Raw genomic sequence first — 20,622 nt, 5'->3', positions numbered from 1 at the left:
CACCGACTAAACCGGTATTCCTCCGGCTAAGGAGCTTCCATGCTTTGGGTTAAGGCCTTTCACATCATCTCTATGGTCTGCTGGTTTGCCGCACTGTTTTACCTTCCCCGGCTGTTTGTGTACCACATCGACGCCACCGACGCGGTGAGCAGGGACCGCTTCCAGATCATGGAGCGACGCCTGTACCGGGGCATCGCCACACCCTCGATGCTGGCCACCCTGGCATTCGGTATCTGGCTGATCACCTTCAATCCCGAGTACTACAAGTCTGCGGGCTGGCTGCACGCCAAGCTTACCCTCGTCGTACTGCTGATCGGCTACCACCACATCTGCGGCAGCTACGTGAAGAAGTTTGCCGCGGGCACGGTGACCAAAAGCGGGCGCTATTTCCGCATCTTCAATGAGCTGCCAGTGCTGGCATTGCTGGCGATCGTGATTCTCGCCGTGGTGCGCCCCTTCTGAACCGGGGCCGCCAACCTCGATCCACCGTGACAGGGGCGCGCCAGGCCACCCGGCCACAGCGCCTCCGGCTAGAATTAGGAAATCTGCGAGGAGTTCCCCAACGCCCATGGATACACGCCAACCGATTGTTCTCACCGTAACCCACCACGACCCCAGCGGGAGTGCGGGTATTGCCGCCGATACCGAAACCGCCGCCAGCCTGGGGTGCCACTGCGCCTCCGTGGTGTCGGCCATCACCGTCGGCGACACCAGTGCGCTGGCCGGAGTAGCGCCGGTGGACGACAGTCTGCTGGTGGAACAGGCCCGGGCGGTGCTCGAGGACATGCCGATTGCCGCGATAAAAATCGGTTATCTGGGTTCAGTGGAAAATGTCCACGCCCTGCACAGTGTGCTGCGGGACTACCCGGATGTTCCCCTGATCATCGACCCGGACGCCACCCTTGCGGACAAAGAAAGTGTGCTGGCTCCCCCGCTCTGGGAGGCCATGACCGACCTGCTGCTGCCGCTGGCCACCCTGGTGGCACCCAATCGCAGGGAAGCGCGTGCCATGGCCGGTGAAGCCGATGTGCATGACGCCCAGGCCCAGGAGCTACTGGAAACCGGTTGCCGCTACCTGTTGCTGACCGGTGTACCGGCTTGTGAGCAGCAGTTGGAAAACCGTCTTTACGACGCGCGCGGACTGGTGCGCGAATTCCGCTGGCAGCGGCTGCCCCCCGCCGCCTATGGCGCCTGCGGCACCCTGACCACCGCCATTGCCTGCCATATTGCCCACGGTCTCACCATGCTCGAAGCGGTCAATCGCAGTCAGCAGTTCACCTGGAGTGCCATCGCCGACAGCCGCCGCCTGGGTATGGGCCGCCCGGTTCCCAATCGCCTGTTCTGGACCTGCAAGGACTGACCGAGGGGCGCGCCCTCACGACTTTGCGCGGATAATTCGCCATCCGGTTTGCGGCCGATGGCGGCGACACCGATAATACGCGCGATTTCCAATCCCGAACTCCCTTCACCTCTTCACAATCGGTGTCCGTATTTCTATGAGCAAATCCGAATCCCTCTTTGCCGAAGCCCAGAAAGTCATCCCCGGTGGCGTCAACTCACCGGTGCGCGCCTTCCGTGCCGTCGGTGGCACGCCGGTGTTTATCGAGCGCGCCGAGGGCGCCTACCTCTACGACGCCGACGAAAAACGTTACATCGATTACGTGCAATCCTGGGGGCCCATGGTACTGGGGCACGCCCACCCCGACGTAATCGACGCCGTCGTGGAACAGGCCCAGTCCGGCTTGAGTTTCGGCGCGCCTACCGAACTGGAAACCGAACTGGCCGAAGAGCTGTGCCGCGTATGGCCGAAAATGGACCTGGTGCGCTTCGTCAATTCCGGCACCGAAGCCACCATGAGCGCCATTCGCCTTGCCCGCGGTCATACCGGGCGCGACAAGATCGTCAAGTTTGAGGGCTGCTACCACGGCCATTCCGATTCGCTGCTGGTGAAAGCCGGCTCCGGCGCCCTCACCATGGGCGTGCCGTCCTCCCCGGGCGTGCCAGCGGCGCTGGCCGACCACACCATCACCCTCACCTACAACGATATCGAGGGCGTGAAAAAGTGTTTCGCCGAAATTGGCGACCAGATTGCCTGCATTATCGTCGAGCCAGTAGCGGGCAATATGAACTGCATTCCGCCGGTGCCGGGTTTTCTGGAAACCCTGCGAGAGGTATGTGACCAGTCCGGCGCGGTTCTGATTCTGGATGAAGTAATGACCGGCTTCCGCGTCAGCCTGACCGGTGCCCAGGGCCATTACGGTATCGAAGCCGACATCACCACCCTGGGCAAGGTGATCGGTGGCGGTATGCCGGTGGGCGCCTTCGGTGGCAAACGGGAAATCATGGAAAAGATCGCCCCGCTGGGTCCGGTGTATCAGGCGGGCACCCTGTCCGGGAACCCTATGGCGATGGTGGCGGGCCTCGAGACCCTGCAGCTGATCCAGGAAGAAGGGCTCTACGACGCTCTGACCGCGAAAACCGACCGCCTGGTGGAGGGCGTACTGGCCGCGGCCAAAGATACGGGCATCCCGCTCACCGCCAACAAGGTCGGCAGCATGTTCGGGTTCTTCTTCACCGACGCGGAGCAGGTCAGCAATTACCAACAGGTAATGGCCTGTGACACCGAGCGCTTCAACCGTTTCTTCCACGGCATGCTGGAAGAAGGCGTGTACCTGGCGCCGGCCTCCTACGAAGCCGGGTTTATGTCCGCCGCCCACAGCGATGAAGATATCGACACCACCATTGCCGCCGCGCGACGCGTGTTCGCCCACCTCGACTGAGCGGACTTCAACACCGCCACCGGACTCAAGCGGTGGCGGTGGAGCGGCCACCCTCCAACCGAATCACGATTGCGCTCGATCCTTATCTGATTAAAAATGTATACAATTTTAATCAGGTATACATTTTATGGAGCAGGTCGCGCAGCGCACCCTCAGTGGCGATACCACCCTGTCTGCCATCAGTGCGGGCTTTGCCGCAGTACTGGTGGGGTTTGCCAGCTCTGTCGCGATCGTGCTGCAGGCGGCCGCCGCAGCCGGCGCCAGCGAAGCACAAATGGTTTCGTGGGTCGGGGCCCTTGGCCTCGGTATGGGCCTGACATGCATCGGCTTTTCCTGGTACTACCGTGCGCCGGTGGTCACCGCCTGGTCTACACCCGGGGCCGCGCTGCTGGTCACCAGCCTGCACGGAGTTGCTCTATCTGAGGCAATCGGGGCCTTCCTGTTCAGTGGTCTGCTCACATTGATCCTGGGCGTCTCCGGGGCCTTCGAGCGGGTCGCGGCGCGGGTGCCAATACCGCTGGCCAGTGCCATGCTCGCAGGTATTCTGCTGCAGTTCGGGCTGTCGATCTTCACCTCCCTGCAGACCAGCCCCACACTGGTGGGGGCGATGTTCCTCGCGTATTTACTCGGGCGGCGCTGGCTGCCGCGCTACTGCATACCGCTGGTCCTGATGACCGGCTTTACCATCAGCGGGCTACTCGGGGAAATTCGTGCAGATCAGCTGACCTGGTCCTTTGGCGGGCTGCAGTGGGTGGCCCCGGCATTTAACCCGGCGGTCCTGCTCGGTGTAGGCCTGCCGCTATTTATCGTCACCATGACCTCGCAGAACCTACCGGGGGTCGCAATTTTGCGCGCCAGCGGCTACTCGCAGGTCCCAGTGTCACCCGTAGTCGCAGGTACCGGGCTGAGCGCGCTTGTGCTGGCACCTTTTGGCGGCTTTGGGTTTAATTTCGCCGCCATTTCCGCCGCCATCTGTACCGGCCCCGAAGCACACCCGGACCCTGCTAAACGTTACGTGGCCGGCATCGCCGCGGGTGTGTTTTATCTTCTGACCGGGCTGTTTGCCGCCAGCGTGGTAATGGTGTTTGCAGCGCTTCCCCAGGCAATGATTGCCGGTGTCGCCGGCCTGGCGCTGATCGGTGTGATTGCGACAAGCCTTGCCAGTGCTTCTGCGCAAGCCGACACGCGCGAGGCGGCGCTGATCACTCTGCTGATCACGGCTTCCGGCGTCAGCTTTTTCGGTATCGGCTCCGCGTTCTGGGGGCTCGCGGGCGGCCTCGCTTGCCACTGGCTTATGCGACGGGGGCACTGATGGATCTCTATCAACAACTCAAGCTGGACTTGCAACAGGGCCTGATTGCTCCGGGAACCCCGCTGAAACAGGCCGAGATCGCCGCGCGGTACGGCGTCAGTCGCATCCCGGTGCGGGATGTGCTGGCGCGATTGAGGGCGGAAGGCTGGTTGTGTGACCACGGCAAGCGCGGCGTCGCCGTGCCCAAACTCGATCCGCAGGAAGCCGAAGACCTGTATCTGATGCGCATGCACCTGGAACCTCTGCTGTTGGCACGGGCGGCCGCAAACCTCAACGGCGAGCTGCTCGGGCGGGCGCGGGACATTCTCGACACCATGGATAGGGAGCCTGCGCTCGATGCCGCAATGCTTGGCCAGCGCAACTGGCAATTCCACACCACGCTGTACCGTGCCGCAGCCCGCCCAGCCCTGTTTCACACCGTGGAACAGCTGCAGCGACAATGCGAACGCTACATTGGCTATCAGAATCGCAACCTCGACTACCAGGCCGTCAGCCAACAGGAGCATCACCGCCTGCTGGATCTCCTGTATCAGGGGGATACTGCTGCTGCCTGCAAACTTCTGGAGCGGCACATCACCACCGCAGGGCGCATCCTGGTAGACCACCTCAGCAACCGGAGCGGGTGAAACCACGGCTCCGGTGTTTGCTATCATGCGCGCCTGTCGAGCCGGCGGCCAGATACCGTATCGCGCCCTGCCTACCCCATTACCGGAGTGCTTCCACCATGAGTTTCAGTTCCCATCGCGGCCCATTCCCCCATTCCCGTCCACGCCGCCTGCGCGCCAGCGAATTTTCCCGCCGCCTGGTGCGGGAAAACCGCTTGAGTGTGGACGATCTGATTCTGCCGCTGTTTGTGATCGAAGGCCGCGGGGAAACCCAGCAGGTGGCGTCAATGCCCGGGGTGGAACGACTTTCCGTCGACCTGCTGACCGCCAAGGCAAAAGCCCTGGTGGATCTGGGAATTCCTGCGGTAGCGCTGTTTCCGGTAGTGGACCCGTCGGCAAAATCCGACGATGCCCGCGCCGCCCACGACCGGGACGGCCTCGCACAGCGCGCGGTGCGCGCATTGAAAGATGCCGCGCCGGAATTGGGCGTGATCACCGACGTGGCTCTCGACCCGTTTACCAGCCACGGCCAGGACGGCCTGATGAACGACGCCGGCTATATCGTCAACGATGACACCGTGGAAGTACTGGTACAGCAGGCGCTGTCACACGCCGAGGCCGGCGCCGATGTGGTGGCCCCCTCGGACATGATGGACGGCCGTATCGGCGCCGTGCGCAGCGCACTGGAGCGCGAGGGCCATGTGAACGCCCAGATTATGTCCTACGCCGCCAAATATGCCTCCAGCTACTACGGCCCATTTCGCGATGCGGTCGGCTCCGCAGGTAACCTGAAGGGCGCCAACAAGTTCAGCTACCAGATGGACCCGGCCAATGGCGACGAGGCATTGCACGAATGCGCACTGGACCTGGCGGAAGGCGCGGACATGATTATGGTGAAGCCGGGGATGCCTTATCTGGACGTGGTCAGACGGGTGAAAGAGGAATTGAAAGTGCCCACATTCGCCTATCAGGTGAGCGGTGAGTACGCCATGCACTGCGCGGCCTTTGCCAATGGCTGGCTCAATCGCGAAGCGGTTATTCTGGAGTCCCTGCTGGCCTTCAGGCGCGCCGGCGCGGACGGCGTGCTGACGTACTTTGCCGAAGAAGCCGCCCGACTGCTGCAGCGCTGAGCCGCGAGAAGAAATGCGGGAAGGGGCCCCTGCCGGTGGCCCCAGGCTGTGCGCGCGGAGCGTAAACGACCCCGCCCGCAGTCAGAGCAATCCGAGGGCCGCGCAGCGTGACACCAGCTGCCCGGAGTTACGGCACCCGGCCTTGCGCAAAATACTCTTGCGGTGATTTTTGACCGTGTGAATGGAGATATGCAGGCGCTCGGCGATTTCCGCACTGGTGGCACCAGCGGCAACCTGCTCCAGTACCTGGCGTTCGCGACGACTGAAAGGCGCGCCACCAGCGGAGGCTACCGGTTCCGGGTTCGCCGGTGTTGCGACCGGCGCCTGGGTGGTCGCGGTTACCCGCCGTTCCGCCAACTCCGGCTTTTCAGGGGCAACATCCCCCACCTTCAACAACGCCGCGCCCAATCCTGCTCCCAACATGCTACCCCCCGTTTACCGTCCTGAAGTTCAGGTTCCGCAAACCGCCTTCCCAGAAAACAACACATCCCCGGCGACAGGTCTCTGCCACGCTCTCCCACCCCTCAGGGGTGGCTCCCGGGGATCAACGGGGCTAATGTAGCCGGGGGGGCGCCGGCAGGTCTTTGAAAGCTTGTGAATAGTTGTGAAAGCCCGCAATCACGCGGCCTGCAGACCATTCACGGCAATCGGGAAAACAACGGAAATCACGCTGGAAAACACCGCCGACGGGTGCGCAGCGCGCTATTCAGGGTTTGCTGGCGGCCGCCGCCGACCTTTCGTCGAACAGGGGCAGCACCATCCCGTAGAGCTCTTCGGGGGTCACCGCCACGCCGTTGCCGCCGCGCTGCTCCACCAGCTGGCGCTGAGCTTTCGAGGGCATGATGGTGTAGAGGAAGTAAGGGGTATCATCGCGTTTACCGCGTATGCGTTCCATCAGCTTGAACCCAGCCAGGGGCTCTTCACCACGGCCCATATCCGAGATGACGGCGTCGTAGCGGTACATAGACAGCAGGGTCATGGCATCTTCAGTGTTGGTGGCCAGATAGATGGCAATATCCCTGGATTCGAAGTGGCGGCGCTCGGAGAGATTGTTGTCCGGGTTGTCATCCACCCACAGAATGCGCCCGCGCACTCCCGGGGCCTCGCCAATGACCAGTGGCGCCCCGTCGTCGGGAATACGCCGCGCGGTGATCTGATAGACCACCAGCGCGGTCGCCACCACCACCACCGCAACCGCGGAAAACAGTCGCCAGAAATTGCCTTCGCGCACGCCGGCCGCGGCTATTTGAGAGGAGGGCACCCCAACGTCGGGGGCGGGCGCGGCCGCCGCTTCGGCAGACCGCACCTGCGCTACCGGAGACGTGTCACCCTCGGCACCGGTCTCTGCCGGCGCCGCGACCCGATGCAGTTGCTTCGCCACCTCCGGCGCCAGCCGATAACCGCGCCCGTGCTGGGTCTCAATCAGCTCACCACAGAACGCCAGTTCACGAAACAGTTTGCGGGTATCGGAAACCAGCCGCCCCAGTGACCACTGCGACACCACGGTTTCGGGCCAAAGCTGGTCCAGAAGAGACTGCCGGGAAAGGCATTCCGGGTAAGCGGCGATCAGCAGCCCCAGCAGCTGCAGCTGGCGGGCATCGGCATCCACAGCCTGGCCATTGGCCGTCAGGCGCAGGTGCGTCAAATCCAGAACAAAACGGTCGAATCGATACTGCATCGTTGGACGGGTCAGGAGTCTCTATCGACGGGCGATTATGAACGATCGTCTGCACAAAAAGCCAGCACAACCTCCTGCGTGACGCCACACTACAGCAGCACTGCCGCTCAGGTCAGGGCCACTGGTCGTCCTCCCCCTGGGGGGGCCAAGGCTGGGCGTCCTCTACCGGTGCGCCGCGACGACGCTCCTGCTCCTGCATTTGCTGCTCCAGCTGGCGTCGCTCTTCCTGAGCGCGGCGCTCCTCTTCCAGGTAGCGCTGCTCCTGCAGGCGACCGGACTCTTCCAGGCGCTGCAAACGCTCCGCTTCGGTCTGCGGAATTCGCTGTTGCGGAGGAAATTGCTGCGGCTCCTGGGGCACCGATTGCTCCTCCCGATTCAGCTGTTCACGCAACTGACGCTCCCGCTCCTGCTGTTGGCGCTCGCGGCGCTGCTGTTCCGGGTCGATGCCCCAGCCGGGGGTCATATCCTCCCGCGGCGCCACGTTTTCATCGTCTCGATCGAACCAGTTGCGGAACCAGCCCCGGCGCTCACAACGGGGATCGGTCTGCAGACGGCTCTCGTTGGAAATCGGTACCTCGCGCCCGCCCTGGCAATAGCGCGGGTCCATGTATTCCCCTTTCTCATTGATCGGTTTCCACTCCACACCGCGCGGCGCCTGAATGCGGCCGTGGCGGTGGGGCAACTGGCGCATGATTTCGGTCCAGATACTCAGGGCACCGGTGGCGCCGGTGAGGCTGGTGCGCTCGTTGTCATCCCGGCCCAGCCATACCACCGCTGTCACCCCCGGGCTAAAGCCGGCAAACCAGCTGTCCCGGTAGTTGTTCGTGGTACCAGTCTTGCCGGCAAACGGCACGCTGTTGGGCAGGCGGCGGTACGCACTCTTTCCCGTACCCTCGCGCATGACCTGTTCGAGGCCGTAGCGCAGCAGATAAATGGGTACTTCGTCCACGCCACGATTGGTTTTCGGGCGGAAGCGCTGCACCTGGGCGCCTTCGGCGTCGGATACCGCCAGCAGGGTGCGCGGCTCCACGTGCTCCCCACCATTGGCCATGGTCTGGTACATTCCCGCCACTTCGTAGGGGGTCAGTTCGACGGCGCCCAGAAACAGCGACGGCACGCGCGGCAGGCTCGCCTGCACCCCGAGGCGACGAATGGTCTGGCGCACGTTCTCGATCCCGAGATCCAGCCCCAGACGCGCGGTGGCCTGGTTGTAGGAGCGGGACAGGGCCACATACAGGGGTACCTGACCGTGACTGCGGTTGTTGAAGTTGGCAGGCATCCACACCTGACCATCTTCGCTGACCTCGCGAATTGGCGCGTCGTCGATCAGGGTGCCCAGGTTGTATTCGTGGGCGCGCTCCAGCGCGGTAAGGTACACCGCCGGCTTGATCAGAGAGCCGATCTGACGGCGCGCTTCCAGGGCGCGGTTAAAGCCCGGGTAATGGGGGCGGCGGTCGCCCACCATGGCCAGCACATTGCCACTGTGGTTTTCCAGGATCACCGTGGCCCCCTGCAGGGAGTCGGCCTTGATACCCCGGTCCTTCTCCAGCTTGGCGGCGCCGTCACTGATGGCATCTTCCGCCAGCTGCTGGACCGAAGGCGCCAGGGTGGTGTACACCCGCAACCCGGCGGTGCGCAACTCTTCCACCGAGTAATAGGGGCGTAGCTCTTCGAGCAGGCGTTCGGTAAACGCCGGGTAGGGGTTCTGGGCCGCCGCGCCGACGGTGGCGACTTCCAGGGGTTTTTTCTTCAGCCGCGCCAGGTCCTCCGCACTGATCAGACCCTGCTCCTGCATCACATCCAGCACCGTATTGCGGCGCTCCAGCGCGCGCTCCGGGTGCCGCCAGGGGTTGTAATAGGAGGCCCCCTTGGCGAGCCCCACCAGCAGCGCAATCTGATGGGGTTCCAACTGGCTCAGGGGTTTGTGGAAATAGAATTCCGCGGCGAGGCCAAACCCGTAGATAGCGCGACTGCCCTGCTGTCCCAGCCAGACCTCGTTAATGTACTCCTGCAGGATGTAGGCCTTGTCATAATGGATCTCCATCAGGATCGCCATCAGGGCTTCATTGAATTTGCGCCACAGGCTCGGCTTGTGGTCAAAGAAAATATTCTTCACCAGCTGCTGGGTAATGGTAGAACCGCCCTGCACCACGCCACCCGCCTTGAAGTTGGCCACCATGGCGCGAGCAATACCCCGGGGGGATACGCCAAAGTGGTGCGCAAAATCCTGGTCCTCCACCGCAATCAACGTCGCACCCAACAGCGGCGGAATCTCCTCGATCCGCACCGGCGTGCGGTCATCGCCACCACCGAGCAGGGTACCGATGGGAGCGGCATCCAGGCGGAACGCCTTGATCGCCGCGCCGTTTTCGTCACGCAGTCCACTCAGCTCGTCATTGCGCAGACGAAAGTGCACCTTGGCGGCACTCTCCCGTTTGTCCGCATGGATGAAATCCCTGCGCCATACCAGATACTCCATGCCGTCGCGTTGCCACTGGCCGGGCTCATCGACTGACGCTACCTTCTTGTAATTCAGCGCTGCGAACTCCGCCTCCAGCTCGTCCGGGCGCATCACCATGCCCTCTTGCAACACCAGCGGACGGGCAAACACCCGCGCCGGCAATTGATACTGGCGGCTATCGAGGCGCTCGCGCAGCTGCATATCCAGCCACACCATATAGCCTGCGAGCACCAGAACACCGAGTAGAGCGAGTAGACTGAGCCGCTTGATCCAGCGGCCCAGGCGCCCCTCACTGCGGTTGGTACGTTTGCTCGTCGAACGACGTTTTTTCGCTGGCATAGAAATCCGGATAACGATCAGAAAAGTAACGGGATAGCCATTCAGGGCGCCCGACTGTGGGCGCGCCTCAAGCTGTTATAGCGCGCACTTATAAGGTCGGCCGCGCACAAGTCAAACTTGCACTGGGCCGGCTGGGGGCCATAATGCGCCCATTCACGCAGATTCAGGCACGCTTACGGACCCTCTACCCCATGCATAACCCTACACACAAATATGAACTCTATGGCATCGGCGCCGCCCTGCTCGACACGGAAATCGAGGTGAGCGACAGCGACCTGCAGGCCCTGGGGGTAGATAAAGGCGTCATGACCCTGGTGGACGACAGCCGTCAGCAGCAGCTGGTCGACGATCTCAAAAACCACATGGTCACCGCCAGCCGCGCCTGCGGCGGGTCCGGCGCCAACACCGTTATCGGCGCCAGCTATTTTGGCCTGCGCACCTTTTACTCCTGCAAGGTCGCCAACGACGACAACGGCACCTTCTACCGCGACAACCTCACCGCTGCCGGTGTCGCCTACCCACAGGTATTGCAGAACGCCGACAGCGGCAACACGGGCAAATGCCTCGTGCTGATCACCCCTGATGCCGAGCGCAGTATGAACACCTACCTCGGTATCAGTGCCGACCTCTCGGTCAACGAGCTCGACCGCGACGCCCTCGCACAATCCAGATGGGCCTATATCGAAGGCTACCTCGTATCCTCACCCACCGGTCGCGCCGCCGCCATTGCCCTGCGCGAACAGGCCGAAGCGGGCGGCGTGAAAACCGCTCTGAGCCTATCCGACCCCATGATGGTGCAACTGTTCCACGACGGCCTCAAAGAAATGATCGGCGGCGGCGTCAACCTGCTGTTCTGCAACCGCGAAGAAGCGCTCAAATACTGCAACACCGACTCCCTCGAAGAAGCCGCCCAGGAGCTGCGCAACCACTGCAACGCCTTCGCCATCACCCTCGGCGCCGACGGCGCACTGCTATGGGACGGCGAACAGGAAACCCGCGTCGCCAGCCCCAGGGTAAAGGCCATCGACACCAACGGCGCCGGCGACATGTTCGCCGGCGCCTTCCTGTTCGGAATCAATCGTGGAAAAAGTTTTGCCGAAGCCGGTGAGCTGGCCTGCCGCGCGGCGGCACAGGTGGTGAGTCAGTATGGACCGAGACTGCGCCCGGAGCAGCATAAGGAGCTGCTGGAGCAGGCAGCAAACGCGTAAAAGTGATAAAGCCACAGAGCTAGCAAAACAACGAAGTGGTACAGCTGATGCGAAGGTCGAGTGCCGGGAAAGGGTTTTCAGGAGCGTCGGCGACAGGGACGTCGCCGACGCAGCTTACAGGGATGTACTTGCAGCGGTCCTGAACCCCCTTTCCCGGTGCTCGACCGCCACCAGAGGAAATTCAAAACCCAAAGGGGTCAGTTCACAGAAGAAGGCCGCGGCCCACTAATCTCAGGCAGACAGGCAGCAGCAGCAATCCCGAACCCCTGCGCATAATCCACCCCCATCATCCGCAGCTTCTCCAACAGCTCCGGCGTCTCCGCGAACTCCGCAATGGTGCTGATCCCCATCCGCTTCGCCAGATGGTCCACCGTACTCACCATCGCACTGTCGATTTCATCCTCCAGCATATTGCGCACAAAGGACCCATCGATCTTCAGATAATCCACCGGCAACTGACGCAGATACGCCAGCGAAGAGGCACCGCGCCCGAAATCATCCAGCGCAAAACTGCAACCCGCCGCGCGCAGCTTGTGAATGAACATCAGCGCCCGATCCAGATTATTGATCGCACTCGTCTCGGTAATCTCAAACTGCACACGGGACGGTGCCACCCCTGCCTCGGTCAGTTCCCGCAGTACGAAATCCGCAAAATATTCATCCCCGAGACTGATTCCCGAGATATTGATCGCATAGTGAAAGCCGCCAGAACCACTGCTCTGTTCCAGCGCCATATAATGGAAAATCTTACGGATCACCCAGCGGTCAACATCATCAATGATCCCGTAGCGTTCCGCCGCCGGTAAAAACAGACCCGGTGAAATCACATCCCCATCGCGCCCACGCATGCGCACCAGCACCTCGTAGTGGTGCACCCGGTTTTTCTCCTGCAACGCCACCACCGGCTGGCGGTAAAGCATCAGTCGGTCCTCGCGGATGGCCGCGTGGATTTCCGCAAGCCAGGTACTCTCGCGGCGCTTCTCCAGTGCCTTGCGGGAATCACCGAAAAATTTCACCCGGTTACGTCCCTGGTCCCGCGCCGCGCTGCACGCATCGTTGGCGGATGCCAGTAACTGGCTGGCAGGAGGCGCATGGGCATCGACACTGACCGCGCCAATGGAAAGGGCCGGGCGGGTCTCACTACTTTCCCATTCGAAAACAAACTCGTTCACCGCCTCCCGCAGGCGGGTGACTATGCGCTTGGCCTCTTCCAGCGTGCAGTCGCGCAGCAGCAATGCGAACTCGTCACTGCCCACGCGCCCCAGAAGATCGCCCTTGCCCAGGCAGCGGGTGAGAATACCCGCGAGCGCAATCAGCAGCGCATCGCCGGCGCTGTAACCCAGCGTGTCGTTGACCACTTTGAACTGGTACACATCGAGATACAGCAGAATATGATGCTGGCGGGGGCCGGTATTGCTACTGAGCAACTGTTGCAGCGCGTGCTCAAACGTCTGTCGATTGGGTAAGCGGGTGAGTGCGTCGTGGCTACTGTGCCAGCTAAGGCGGGAGGATATACGGCGGGCTTCAGACGTGTGGCGCAAAACCAGCACAAATCCTTCCAGGTTGACGCCCTCTTTCAGGCTGTTTACCTGGATGCTGATTTCCACCGGCGCGCCATCGACCCCGGCTTCGCCTTCCCGGGAGATATATGCCTGAAATTCACGGCGGCTGGGCACCTCTTCCCCATCGCCACATTCCAGCGACAGATCCAGCGGGACTCCGGTCTCATCGAGAAGCGGCAGACTTTCCTTCAGCAACTGCCCCGGCAGTAACCCCATCAGGCTTCCACACAGCTCGCCCGCCAGGGGATTGCTGTAGCGGATACGGCCGTGGCGATCGGTGATCACCACCCCATCGGCCACCTCACCCAGCGCCAACTCGGCAGCCGCCGCACTCAACTGCCCTTCGGGCAGAGGGTCCGGCTCCGCGTTGTCCAGCTGGCCATGGTAGCGAGCATGTTGGGGATCGAATTCAGTCAAGGGACATCCAGTTTAATGGGCCTTCACAGTCAAGCGCTCCGCTGAAACAGTACGTTCAGTCGGCTCGGTCAGCTTATCACAGGTGTTGGCGCAGGAATGCTTTCAGTTTTTCATCTTCAAAGGCGCGCTGCAACGTGGCACTGAGCAACTGGTTAATGGTGCTCTCCACCTCTTCCTGGCTGGGCTTGATCAGGTTGCGGTCCTTCCCGCTGGTGCTGTAGTTGCCGAAAAAGGTAGCGCCCTTCACGGTCACCTGCAGCTGAATTGCCGCACCGGAATTTACTTTAGTGGTATAGAGTTTGTTCGGGCTGCTGTAGGTCAGCTCAGTCAAGTTGGCTACTACCTGTACATCGCCAGCCCCTTCCACGCTGCGGAAAGACCAAGACTCAAAGCCCTGATAAAGCGCCGCGGACATCGCCTGCTCGATATTGTTGGCCAGAGTCACATTGGAGGAATCCGCGTAGACACCGCCAAGGGAACCGAGCCCTTCATCCCCCAGCTGGTTGGCACCGCGGGCGGACAGTGTGTAGCCACTACCAATGGTGTCCGGCGCAACCGCCACCTGCGGCCTGATCTCGACCTGCACCGGGCTGTGGGCACAGGCACCAAGCATGACAGCAAATCCTGTTACCAGTATTGCGGCCAGTGTTTTCATAGCATTCTCCAATTTTGCACGGGGCGGCGGTTATATCGGCTTCCAGTCCACTCCCGGCAGAGCGTTACATGGTCGAACCGCCAGCCTCAGATAATGACAGTCAGATAACAACAGAACGGGGCAAAAATTTCCGTTACCAGGTCACCTTTCTTGGCGAAATGGCCAATTTATCCATGGCCGTGATGATGGTGGTGGTGATGCCCCTCAGGCTTTTCTGCGCGCATGCCCGTCGGCGGGGGCTCACTTAATCCCAACACCGGCAATACCAGCTGCTGAACGTCGCCATCCGCAAAGACCAGTTGTAGTTCGAGCCTGTCACCCGCCATCAGCCGCACACCATGCACCATCAGGTGGGTCGCGCCCGGGCCCATTTCAAGTACGCCATGGGCGGGTACCGACAATTTTTTCACCGGGCGCATCCGGCTCACGCCATCCACCAGCTGAGTAGTGTGCAACTCCACCCTCGCCTCGGGGTAGGCCGGCAGCTCTACCTGCTGCAGCACCCGGACATGGGCGCCAGAATTGCGCAACTGCAGGTAGGCCGCTCCCAGGGGGGCACCGGGAGGCATTTCCCGCGCATAACCGAGGGCGGCGACTTCCGCAGTGACACCAGCAGAGGCCGGCAGCGGTTTCTCGGCGAGCGCCACAGCGGAGACAAACGCCGTGATGCACAAGACAAATAAGGGATGAATCCTGATCATTATTCTGGTTTCCGTATTTGCACCGTTTACTGGCTCTTTTGTAACAGTAATCGGGGTGGATTGCCGAGCTTTATATCACCCCGAACCCGGTACCCGGGTACCGCCTGGCGCAACTGCCCATAGATCCAGCGGCCCTCGCTGTCATCTCGCGCCACAATAATCACCCGCAACTGGTGCTGGCGAATGCGCTGGGCGATCTCCCCGAGCATCTGCACCATGGCTTCCGAGCGCGCCGACAACGCCGCTGGGGGCAGCGATACGGTTTGTGCACCCGGGCCCTCCAGGGCGACGTCCTCACGGGCACGCTGCTGTTCGCGGCGCGCCTGTTTTCGAACCTCCGCCGACAGCGGGTTACCCGGGGCAATCTCGTCGGCGGTATTCAACAGGCTGCTCACCCGCCCGAAGGCGCGCCGGCGCAGCGCATCCCGCGCCTGATCCACCAGATGCATGACCAGGGTCTGGATGCCGGCCGCAGCCTGGGCATTGCCCGGATCGAGCTGCTGCACCTGCAAGTAGAAGTCATAGGCACTGGCTCCCGCCGGCATGGTGATAAACCCCTCCCGCTGGGCCTCTTCGGCGCGGCCGAGAAAATGGCGAACGGTGCGTTGACGGATCTCCTCCGGGCTTGGCCCCACAGGCGGCGGCGGGGCGACCACCGGCGGCGGAGGTTCCGGGGGCGGCGCGGCGCAGCCCGCCAGCAGTGCAAGCGTCAGAAACACCGGCGGCAGGGAAGGCACCACCCCTGCGCCAGCGGAGCGACCCGCGCGCACCCACGCTGCGGGTGGCCGAAATGCGACCGATATCAACTTTCTGATAACCACCTCCAAACCATACTGGCCCCGTTAGCCACTGTTGTTTTTTTGTACCAAGACCGCCGGTATACTGCCAGCGCACTGAACCGATGAGTTGCAGACGACGCCAGCCACACAGCCGGGTCGCCACCGCCTCCCGGGGAACACCAGCTCGCCACAACAGTCCAACTTTGCCCGACTATAAAGAATTTTATTGCCAATGACTGCGAAGACATACCAAGAGGGCGAATTAGCCCCTCTTCACACGCCGGGCCGACAGGGTCTGCACAGCCGCCTGCTTGCGGCAGCCGCCATCGCGCTCGCCGCGCTGCTGCTGGGACTACTGCCCCCCCAACCCGCGCGAGCCCAGGCGGACAATCCCTTCGCAGCGCTCAGCAGCGGACAGGATGAATTCCTGCCGGTGGACCAGGCCTACCAGCTGGACTTCCTTCTCTCCGACGACAGCGCTACCGCATTGTTCCAGATTGCCCCGGAATACTACCTCTACAAAGACAAGCTCGCGGTGTACCTGGTGAACGGGGATACCAGGAGTGCGCTGCCGCTTAACCTGGTAGCCGGGGAAGTCATCTGGGATGACTATTTCGAAAAGGAAACCGAGGTGTACCGCTGGCAGCTGGAGGTTCCGCTGGCCCTGGCGGCCGGAACCCGCAGCGCACAGATACAGGTGCACTATCAGGGCTGCGCCGACGCCGGTCTCTGCTACCCACCACAGACCCGTGATTTCGCACTCGACCTGACCCGGAAGACCGCCACCGCCATTGAGGGTGGCGGTGGGTCGGGTAGCGGCGGCAGTGCCGCGACAGCGGCGACCAGCACACCGCTCCTGCAGTCCGGCGGCGCCGGCAGCGGCAGCCTGTTGCTGGCCATTGCTCTCGCATTCGGAGGCGGGTTGCTGCTCAATCTGATGCCCTGCGTGTTCCCGGTGCTATCCATCAAGGCTCTGGCGATTACGCACAACGGCGAGCGCCAGCACCTCCACGGCTGGTCCTATACCGCAGGGGTGGTCGCCACCTTTCTGCTGATTGCGGCACTGATGCTGGCCCTGCGCACCGCGGGTGAAGCGGTGGGCTGGGGCTTCCAGTTGCAGTCACCGGTGGTTGTAGCCGTGCTGGTATACCTGTTTTTCGCCATGGGCCTCAGCCTGTCCGGGTTGACCGAGTTTGGCGGCCGCCTGATGGGGCTCGGCGCTGGCAGTGAACACAAGGGGCTCAGCGGCTCTTTCACCACCGGCGCCCTGGCTACCGTGGTTGCCAGCCCCTGCACGGCTCCCCTGATGGGCTCCGCGCTCGGCTTTGCGGTGACCCAACCGGCGCCCATCGCACTGGCGGTATTCGCCGCGCTGGGCTTCGGCATGGCGGCGCCGTTTCTGCTGCTGACCTACCTTCCCGCGCTGGCCCGGCGCCTGCCCCGCCCCGGCCCCTGGATGGACACCCTGAAACAACTGCTGGCCTTTCCCATGTATCTGACCGCAGTGTGGCTGCTGTGGGTACTCGGGCGCCAGACCGGCAGCGATGGTGTGGCGCTGGTACTCGCCGGCGCGGTGGCCATTGCCTTCGCCCTGTGGCTGTGGCCTGCGGCCAGCGACGACCGCAAACGCTGGCTGCGCAGCGGTGTGGCCGCCGCCGCGATTGCCGGCGCCGCATGGGTACTGCCCAACCTCGTTACCGCCACCGGGCAGGTCACCCAGAGCAAGAGTGACTACTGGCAGACCTACACTCCGGAAGCCCTGCAAGAAGCGCGCAACGCCGGGCGCCCGGTACTGATCAATATGACCGCGGCCTGGTGCATTACCTGCCTGGCGAACGAAAAAGTGGTGCTCTCCAGTGACGCCATCAAGGCCGCCATTGGCGATATGGGCATCACCGCCCTCAAAGGAGACTGGACCAACCAGGATCCCCAGATCACCGAGCTGCTGGCCCGCTACGGCCGCTCCAGTGTCCCTCTCTATCTGCTGTTCCCCGCGGGCGGCGGTGAGCCGCAGATTTTGCCGCAGATTCTCACCCGCGACGGCCTGCTGACCGCCATGCGCAGCGCCATCAGCAACGAGGCGGTCGCGGAAAACCCCAACGGCGCCTGACCCGCCCCCCGCTGCCGGCCAAATCGCCGGCAGCGGGCAGTTCCGCTCCCCCCCCCTTCAGCGCGCACCCTCCGATACCGCCATTCCAGCCAATCAATCAGGTGATGCAGCCAGCTGCCATAGAACTTTGCACGAATCAGGGCGCGATTTTCGGCGAACTGCGGGCAACTTCTCTATTTGTGCATTTGAGGCATGGACAGAGGGTCACTTTTGCGGCAAACTCCGGCGCAATTTCGGCAAATCTGCCGTTTGACGGTGTTTTCCGGGCAGTTGTATGACTTTTTCCGGATTTTAGTCACAATTTCGCGCGCACCCTTATCGGGTCGGGCGAGAGATGGAATGAGGCACGAAATGGCGAAACTGCTGTTGCTACATGGCCCCAATCTGAATCTGCTGGGCACCCGTGAACCAGGCATTTATGGCTCCACCACCCTCGCCCAGATTGACGAAGCCGCCCGCGCCCAGTGCGCCGCCGCCGGCTGCGAATTCGACAGCCTGCAGAGCAACCACGAAGGTGAACTGGTGGAGCGCATCCATCAGGCACTGGCCGACAAGGTCGACCTTATCGTCATCAATCCCGCCGCCTTTACTCACACCAGCGTTGCCCTGCGCGATGCCCTGGCGGGCGTGTCAATTCCGTTTATTGAAGTGCACCTGTCCAACCCTCACGCCCGCGAAACCTTTCGCCATCATTCGTATCTATCGGATCTGGCACAGGGTGTTATCTGCGGGTTCGGTGCAGATAGCTACACTCTGGCCCTTGAAGCGGCGCTCATGCGCCTCAACGGCACACCGGCCAGATAGCCACCAGACAGATTTTTCATTCCCCGGCTGCGCGCCGGGGAACCAGCAATCAAGAAATCGAGAGTGAACGTTATGGATATCCGCAAAATCAAAAAGCTGATCGAACTGCTCGAAGAGTCCGATATCGGCGAACTGGAAATCAAAGAGGGCGAAGAGTCCGTGCGCATCAGCCGCGGCACCAGTGGCGCCACCATGCAGGTACCACAGATGGCCATGCCTATGGCTGCAGCACCGGCTGCTCCCCAGGCACCGGCAGCACCGGCGCCAGCGCCCGCCGCCGCACCGGCAGAATCCGAAGCCGAGTCCGTACCGGCACTGACCGGCCACCCGGTCAAATCTCCCATGGTGGGCACCTTCTACGCCGCCTCCAGCCCCGGCGCTGATCCCTTTGTGAAAGTGGGCCAGCAGGTGAAAGTCGGCGACGTGATCTGCATTGTCGAAGCCATGAAGATGATGAATCAGATCGAAGCCGACAAGGCCGGTACCATCGAAGCCATTCTGGTGGACGACGGCCAGCCGGTAGAGTTTGATCAGCCGCTCGTCGTCATTTCCTGAGCGGGGGCGTTTACGCATGTTTGAAAAAATTCTGATTGCCAACCGCGGCGAGATTGCCCTGCGGGTGCTGCGCGCCTGTAAAGAAATGGGCATTGCCACCGTGGCGGTGCACTCCCAGATCGACCGCGACCTGAAGCACGTGCGACTGGCGGATGAGGCCGTATGCATCGGCCCCAACCCGTCGCCGCAAAGCTACCTGAATATTCCTGCGATCATCTCGGCGATGGAAATCACCGATTCGGTCGCGGTGCACCCGGGCTATGGCTTCCTCGCTGAAAATGCCGACTTCGCCGAGCAGGTGCAGAAAAGCGGCTTTACCTTTATTGGCCCGGACGCCGATACCATCCGCCTGATGGGCGACAAGGTATCCGCCATTGCAGCCATGAAAGCAGCCGGCGTACCAACCGTACCGGGCTCCGATGGTCCGCTACCGGACGATGGAGACAAGTGCCTGGAAATCGCGCGCAAGATCGGCTTCCCGGTGATCATCAAGGCCGCTGCCGGCGGCGGTGGTCGCGGTATGCGGGTAGTACACAGCGAAGGCGCTCTGATCAACGCGATCTCGGTGACCAAGTCCGAAGCCGGCGCGGCCTTCGGCGACAGCACCGTGTATATGGAAAAATTCCTGCAGAACCCGCGTCACGTGGAAATCCAGGTGATGTCCGACGGCCAGGGCAACGCGGTCAATTTTGGCGACCGCGACTGCTCCCTGCAGCGCCGCCACCAGAAGGTGCTGGAAGAAGCACCGGCGCCGGGCATCCCGGACAAGGTGCGCAAAGACGTGCAGGACGCCTGTGTGCAGGCGTGTATCGATATCGGCTACCGCGGTGCGGGCACTTTTGAGTTCCTGTACGAAGACGAGCGTTTCTACTTCATCGAGATGAACACCCGTATTCAGGTGGAGCACCCGGTATCCGAGATGGTGACCGGCGTGGACCTGATCAAGGAGCAGATTCGCGTTTGTGCGGGTGAGAAGCTGTCTTTCAAACAGGAAGACATCAAGATCACCGGCCACTCTTTCGAGTGCCGTATCAATGCGGAAGACCCGAAGACCTTCTTCCCGAGCCCGGGCAAAGTGGAAAACTTCCACGCGCCGGGCGGCCTGGGCGTACGCGTGGACTCACACCTCTACTCCGGCTATTCGGTCCCCCCCAACTACGATTCCATGATCGCCAAGATCATCACCCACGCCGAAGACCGCGAAACCGCCCTGGCGCGGATGCGTGTGGCGCTGAGTGAAACGATCATCACCGGCATCAAGACCAACATTCCCCTACAGGAAGAACTGGTCCGCGATGCGGAATTCGCCAAAGGTGGGGTGAATATCCACTACCTCGAGAAGAAACTGGGGCTCGAATAAGCCTCTCTGCCTTCTATTAGCCCGGTGGTAGTGCTTCTTTTGCTAGCACCGGGCGGCAAAGCACCGGGTGGGTGTTTTTGAAACCGCTGTGAATACATCCCTGTACGCTGCGTCGCAAACGTCCCTGTTTGCGACGCTTTCAAAAACACCCACCCGGCACTTTGCC

Annotated in this window: 18 protein-coding genes; 11 read left to right on the top strand and 7 right to left on the bottom strand. The window is 62.1% G+C overall.

The window, feature by feature from the left end; translation table 11 throughout:
• Window positions 1-39: 39 nt before the first annotated feature.
• From hemJ to hemB, 6 genes are all read left to right on the top strand, one after another.
• Window positions 40-462 carry a protoporphyrinogen oxidase HemJ gene (gene hemJ, locus LRR79_RS05100; RefSeq protein WP_231759329.1) on the top strand — a complete coding sequence of 141 codons (423 nt, stop codon included), beginning with the start codon at window positions 40-42 and terminating at the stop codon, window positions 460-462.
• Window positions 463-568: 106 nt separating this feature from the next.
• Window positions 569-1,360: a bifunctional hydroxymethylpyrimidine kinase/phosphomethylpyrimidine kinase gene (thiD, locus tag LRR79_RS05095; protein WP_231759328.1), complete on the top strand. Its 792-nt coding sequence runs from the start codon at window positions 569-571 to the stop codon at window positions 1,358-1,360.
• A gap of 136 nt (window positions 1,361-1,496) precedes the next feature.
• Window positions 1,497-2,780, top strand: a complete 1,284-nt coding sequence (hemL, locus tag LRR79_RS05090; RefSeq protein ID WP_231759327.1) for a glutamate-1-semialdehyde 2,1-aminomutase — start codon at window positions 1,497-1,499, stop codon at window positions 2,778-2,780.
• 127 nt (window positions 2,781-2,907) lie between these two features.
• The gene (locus LRR79_RS05085; RefSeq protein WP_231759326.1) at window positions 2,908-4,092 is read left to right on the top strand and encodes a benzoate/H(+) symporter BenE family transporter; all 1,185 of its coding nucleotides are present in this window, start codon (window positions 2,908-2,910) and stop codon (window positions 4,090-4,092) included.
• Window positions 4,092-4,718, top strand: a complete 627-nt coding sequence (locus LRR79_RS05080; protein ID WP_231759325.1) for a GntR family transcriptional regulator — start codon at window positions 4,092-4,094, stop codon at window positions 4,716-4,718. Before LRR79_RS05085 ends, LRR79_RS05080 begins: the two co-directional genes overlap by 1 nt.
• A 98-nt stretch (window positions 4,719-4,816) precedes the next feature.
• Window positions 4,817-5,827, top strand: a complete 1,011-nt coding sequence (gene hemB, locus LRR79_RS05075; RefSeq protein WP_231759324.1) for a porphobilinogen synthase — start codon at window positions 4,817-4,819, stop codon at window positions 5,825-5,827.
• 81 nt (window positions 5,828-5,908) lie between these two features.
• Here hemB and LRR79_RS05070 read toward each other — a convergent pair whose 3' ends face one another.
• The 3 genes from LRR79_RS05070 to mrcB all read right to left on the bottom strand — a co-directional run bounded on the left by LRR79_RS05070 (window position 5,909) and on the right by mrcB (window position 10,305).
• Complete coding sequence (locus tag LRR79_RS05070; protein WP_231759323.1) at window positions 5,909-6,250, bottom strand: response regulator transcription factor; 342 nt, start codon at window positions 6,248-6,250, stop codon at window positions 5,909-5,911.
• A 283-nt stretch (window positions 6,251-6,533) separates the two neighbouring features.
• Window positions 6,534-7,505 (bottom strand): winged helix-turn-helix domain-containing protein, encoded by a 972-nt coding sequence (locus LRR79_RS05065; RefSeq protein WP_231759322.1) that lies wholly within the window; start codon window positions 7,503-7,505, stop codon window positions 6,534-6,536.
• Window positions 7,506-7,617: 112 nt separating this feature from the next.
• Complete coding sequence (gene mrcB, locus LRR79_RS05060; protein WP_231759321.1) at window positions 7,618-10,305, bottom strand: penicillin-binding protein 1B; 2,688 nt, start codon at window positions 10,303-10,305, stop codon at window positions 7,618-7,620.
• Window positions 10,306-10,496: 191 nt separating this feature from the next.
• On the opposite strand from mrcB, the gene LRR79_RS05055 reads away from it, so the two are divergent.
• A complete protein-coding gene (locus LRR79_RS05055; protein WP_231759320.1) occupies window positions 10,497-11,513 on the top strand; it encodes an adenosine kinase in 1,017 nt (338 codons plus the stop codon).
• Window positions 11,514-11,710: 197 nt separating this feature from the next.
• Here the strand turns inward: LRR79_RS05055 and LRR79_RS05050 are convergent, their stop codons facing one another.
• The 4 genes from LRR79_RS05050 to LRR79_RS05035 all read right to left on the bottom strand — a co-directional run bounded on the left by LRR79_RS05050 (window position 11,711) and on the right by LRR79_RS05035 (window position 15,588).
• The gene (locus LRR79_RS05050) at window positions 11,711-13,492 is read right to left on the bottom strand and encodes an EAL domain-containing protein (protein ID WP_231759319.1); all 1,782 of its coding nucleotides are present in this window, start codon (window positions 13,490-13,492) and stop codon (window positions 11,711-11,713) included.
• Window positions 13,493-13,568: 76 nt separating this feature from the next.
• Window positions 13,569-14,147, bottom strand: a complete 579-nt coding sequence (locus LRR79_RS05045; protein WP_231759318.1) for a YajG family lipoprotein — start codon at window positions 14,145-14,147, stop codon at window positions 13,569-13,571.
• A 167-nt stretch (window positions 14,148-14,314) separates the two neighbouring features.
• Window positions 14,315-14,848, bottom strand: coding sequence for a copper chaperone PCu(A)C (locus LRR79_RS05040; protein WP_231759317.1), 534 nt, complete (start codon window positions 14,846-14,848; stop codon window positions 14,315-14,317).
• A 26-nt stretch (window positions 14,849-14,874) separates the two neighbouring features.
• A complete protein-coding gene (locus LRR79_RS05035) occupies window positions 14,875-15,588 on the bottom strand; it encodes an N-acetylglucosaminyltransferase (RefSeq protein ID WP_231759316.1) in 714 nt (237 codons plus the stop codon).
• A 271-nt stretch (window positions 15,589-15,859) separates the two neighbouring features.
• Between LRR79_RS05035 and LRR79_RS05030 the strand changes: the two genes are divergently transcribed.
• From LRR79_RS05030 to accC, 4 genes are all read left to right on the top strand, one after another.
• Complete coding sequence (locus tag LRR79_RS05030) at window positions 15,860-17,737, top strand: protein-disulfide reductase DsbD family protein (RefSeq protein ID WP_231759315.1); 1,878 nt, start codon at window positions 15,860-15,862, stop codon at window positions 17,735-17,737.
• A 351-nt stretch (window positions 17,738-18,088) separates the two neighbouring features.
• Window positions 18,089-18,541 (top strand): type II 3-dehydroquinate dehydratase, encoded by a 453-nt coding sequence (gene aroQ / locus LRR79_RS05025; protein ID WP_231759314.1) that lies wholly within the window; start codon window positions 18,089-18,091, stop codon window positions 18,539-18,541.
• 72 nt (window positions 18,542-18,613) lie between these two features.
• Window positions 18,614-19,096, top strand: a complete 483-nt coding sequence (gene accB, locus LRR79_RS05020; protein ID WP_231759313.1) for an acetyl-CoA carboxylase biotin carboxyl carrier protein — start codon at window positions 18,614-18,616, stop codon at window positions 19,094-19,096.
• Between the two features lie 16 nt (window positions 19,097-19,112).
• Window positions 19,113-20,456, top strand: coding sequence for an acetyl-CoA carboxylase biotin carboxylase subunit (accC, locus tag LRR79_RS05015; protein WP_231759312.1), 1,344 nt, complete (start codon window positions 19,113-19,115; stop codon window positions 20,454-20,456).
• The last annotated feature ends 166 nt before the right edge of the window (window positions 20,457-20,622 follow it).

Origin of the sequence: Microbulbifer elongatus (assembly GCF_021165935.1) — a bacterium.
Classification (GTDB): Bacteria; Pseudomonadota; Gammaproteobacteria; order Pseudomonadales; family Cellvibrionaceae; genus Microbulbifer; species Microbulbifer elongatus.
Note: the sequence above shows the minus strand (reverse complement) of the source record. Positions and strands in the feature narration are given on the sequence as shown.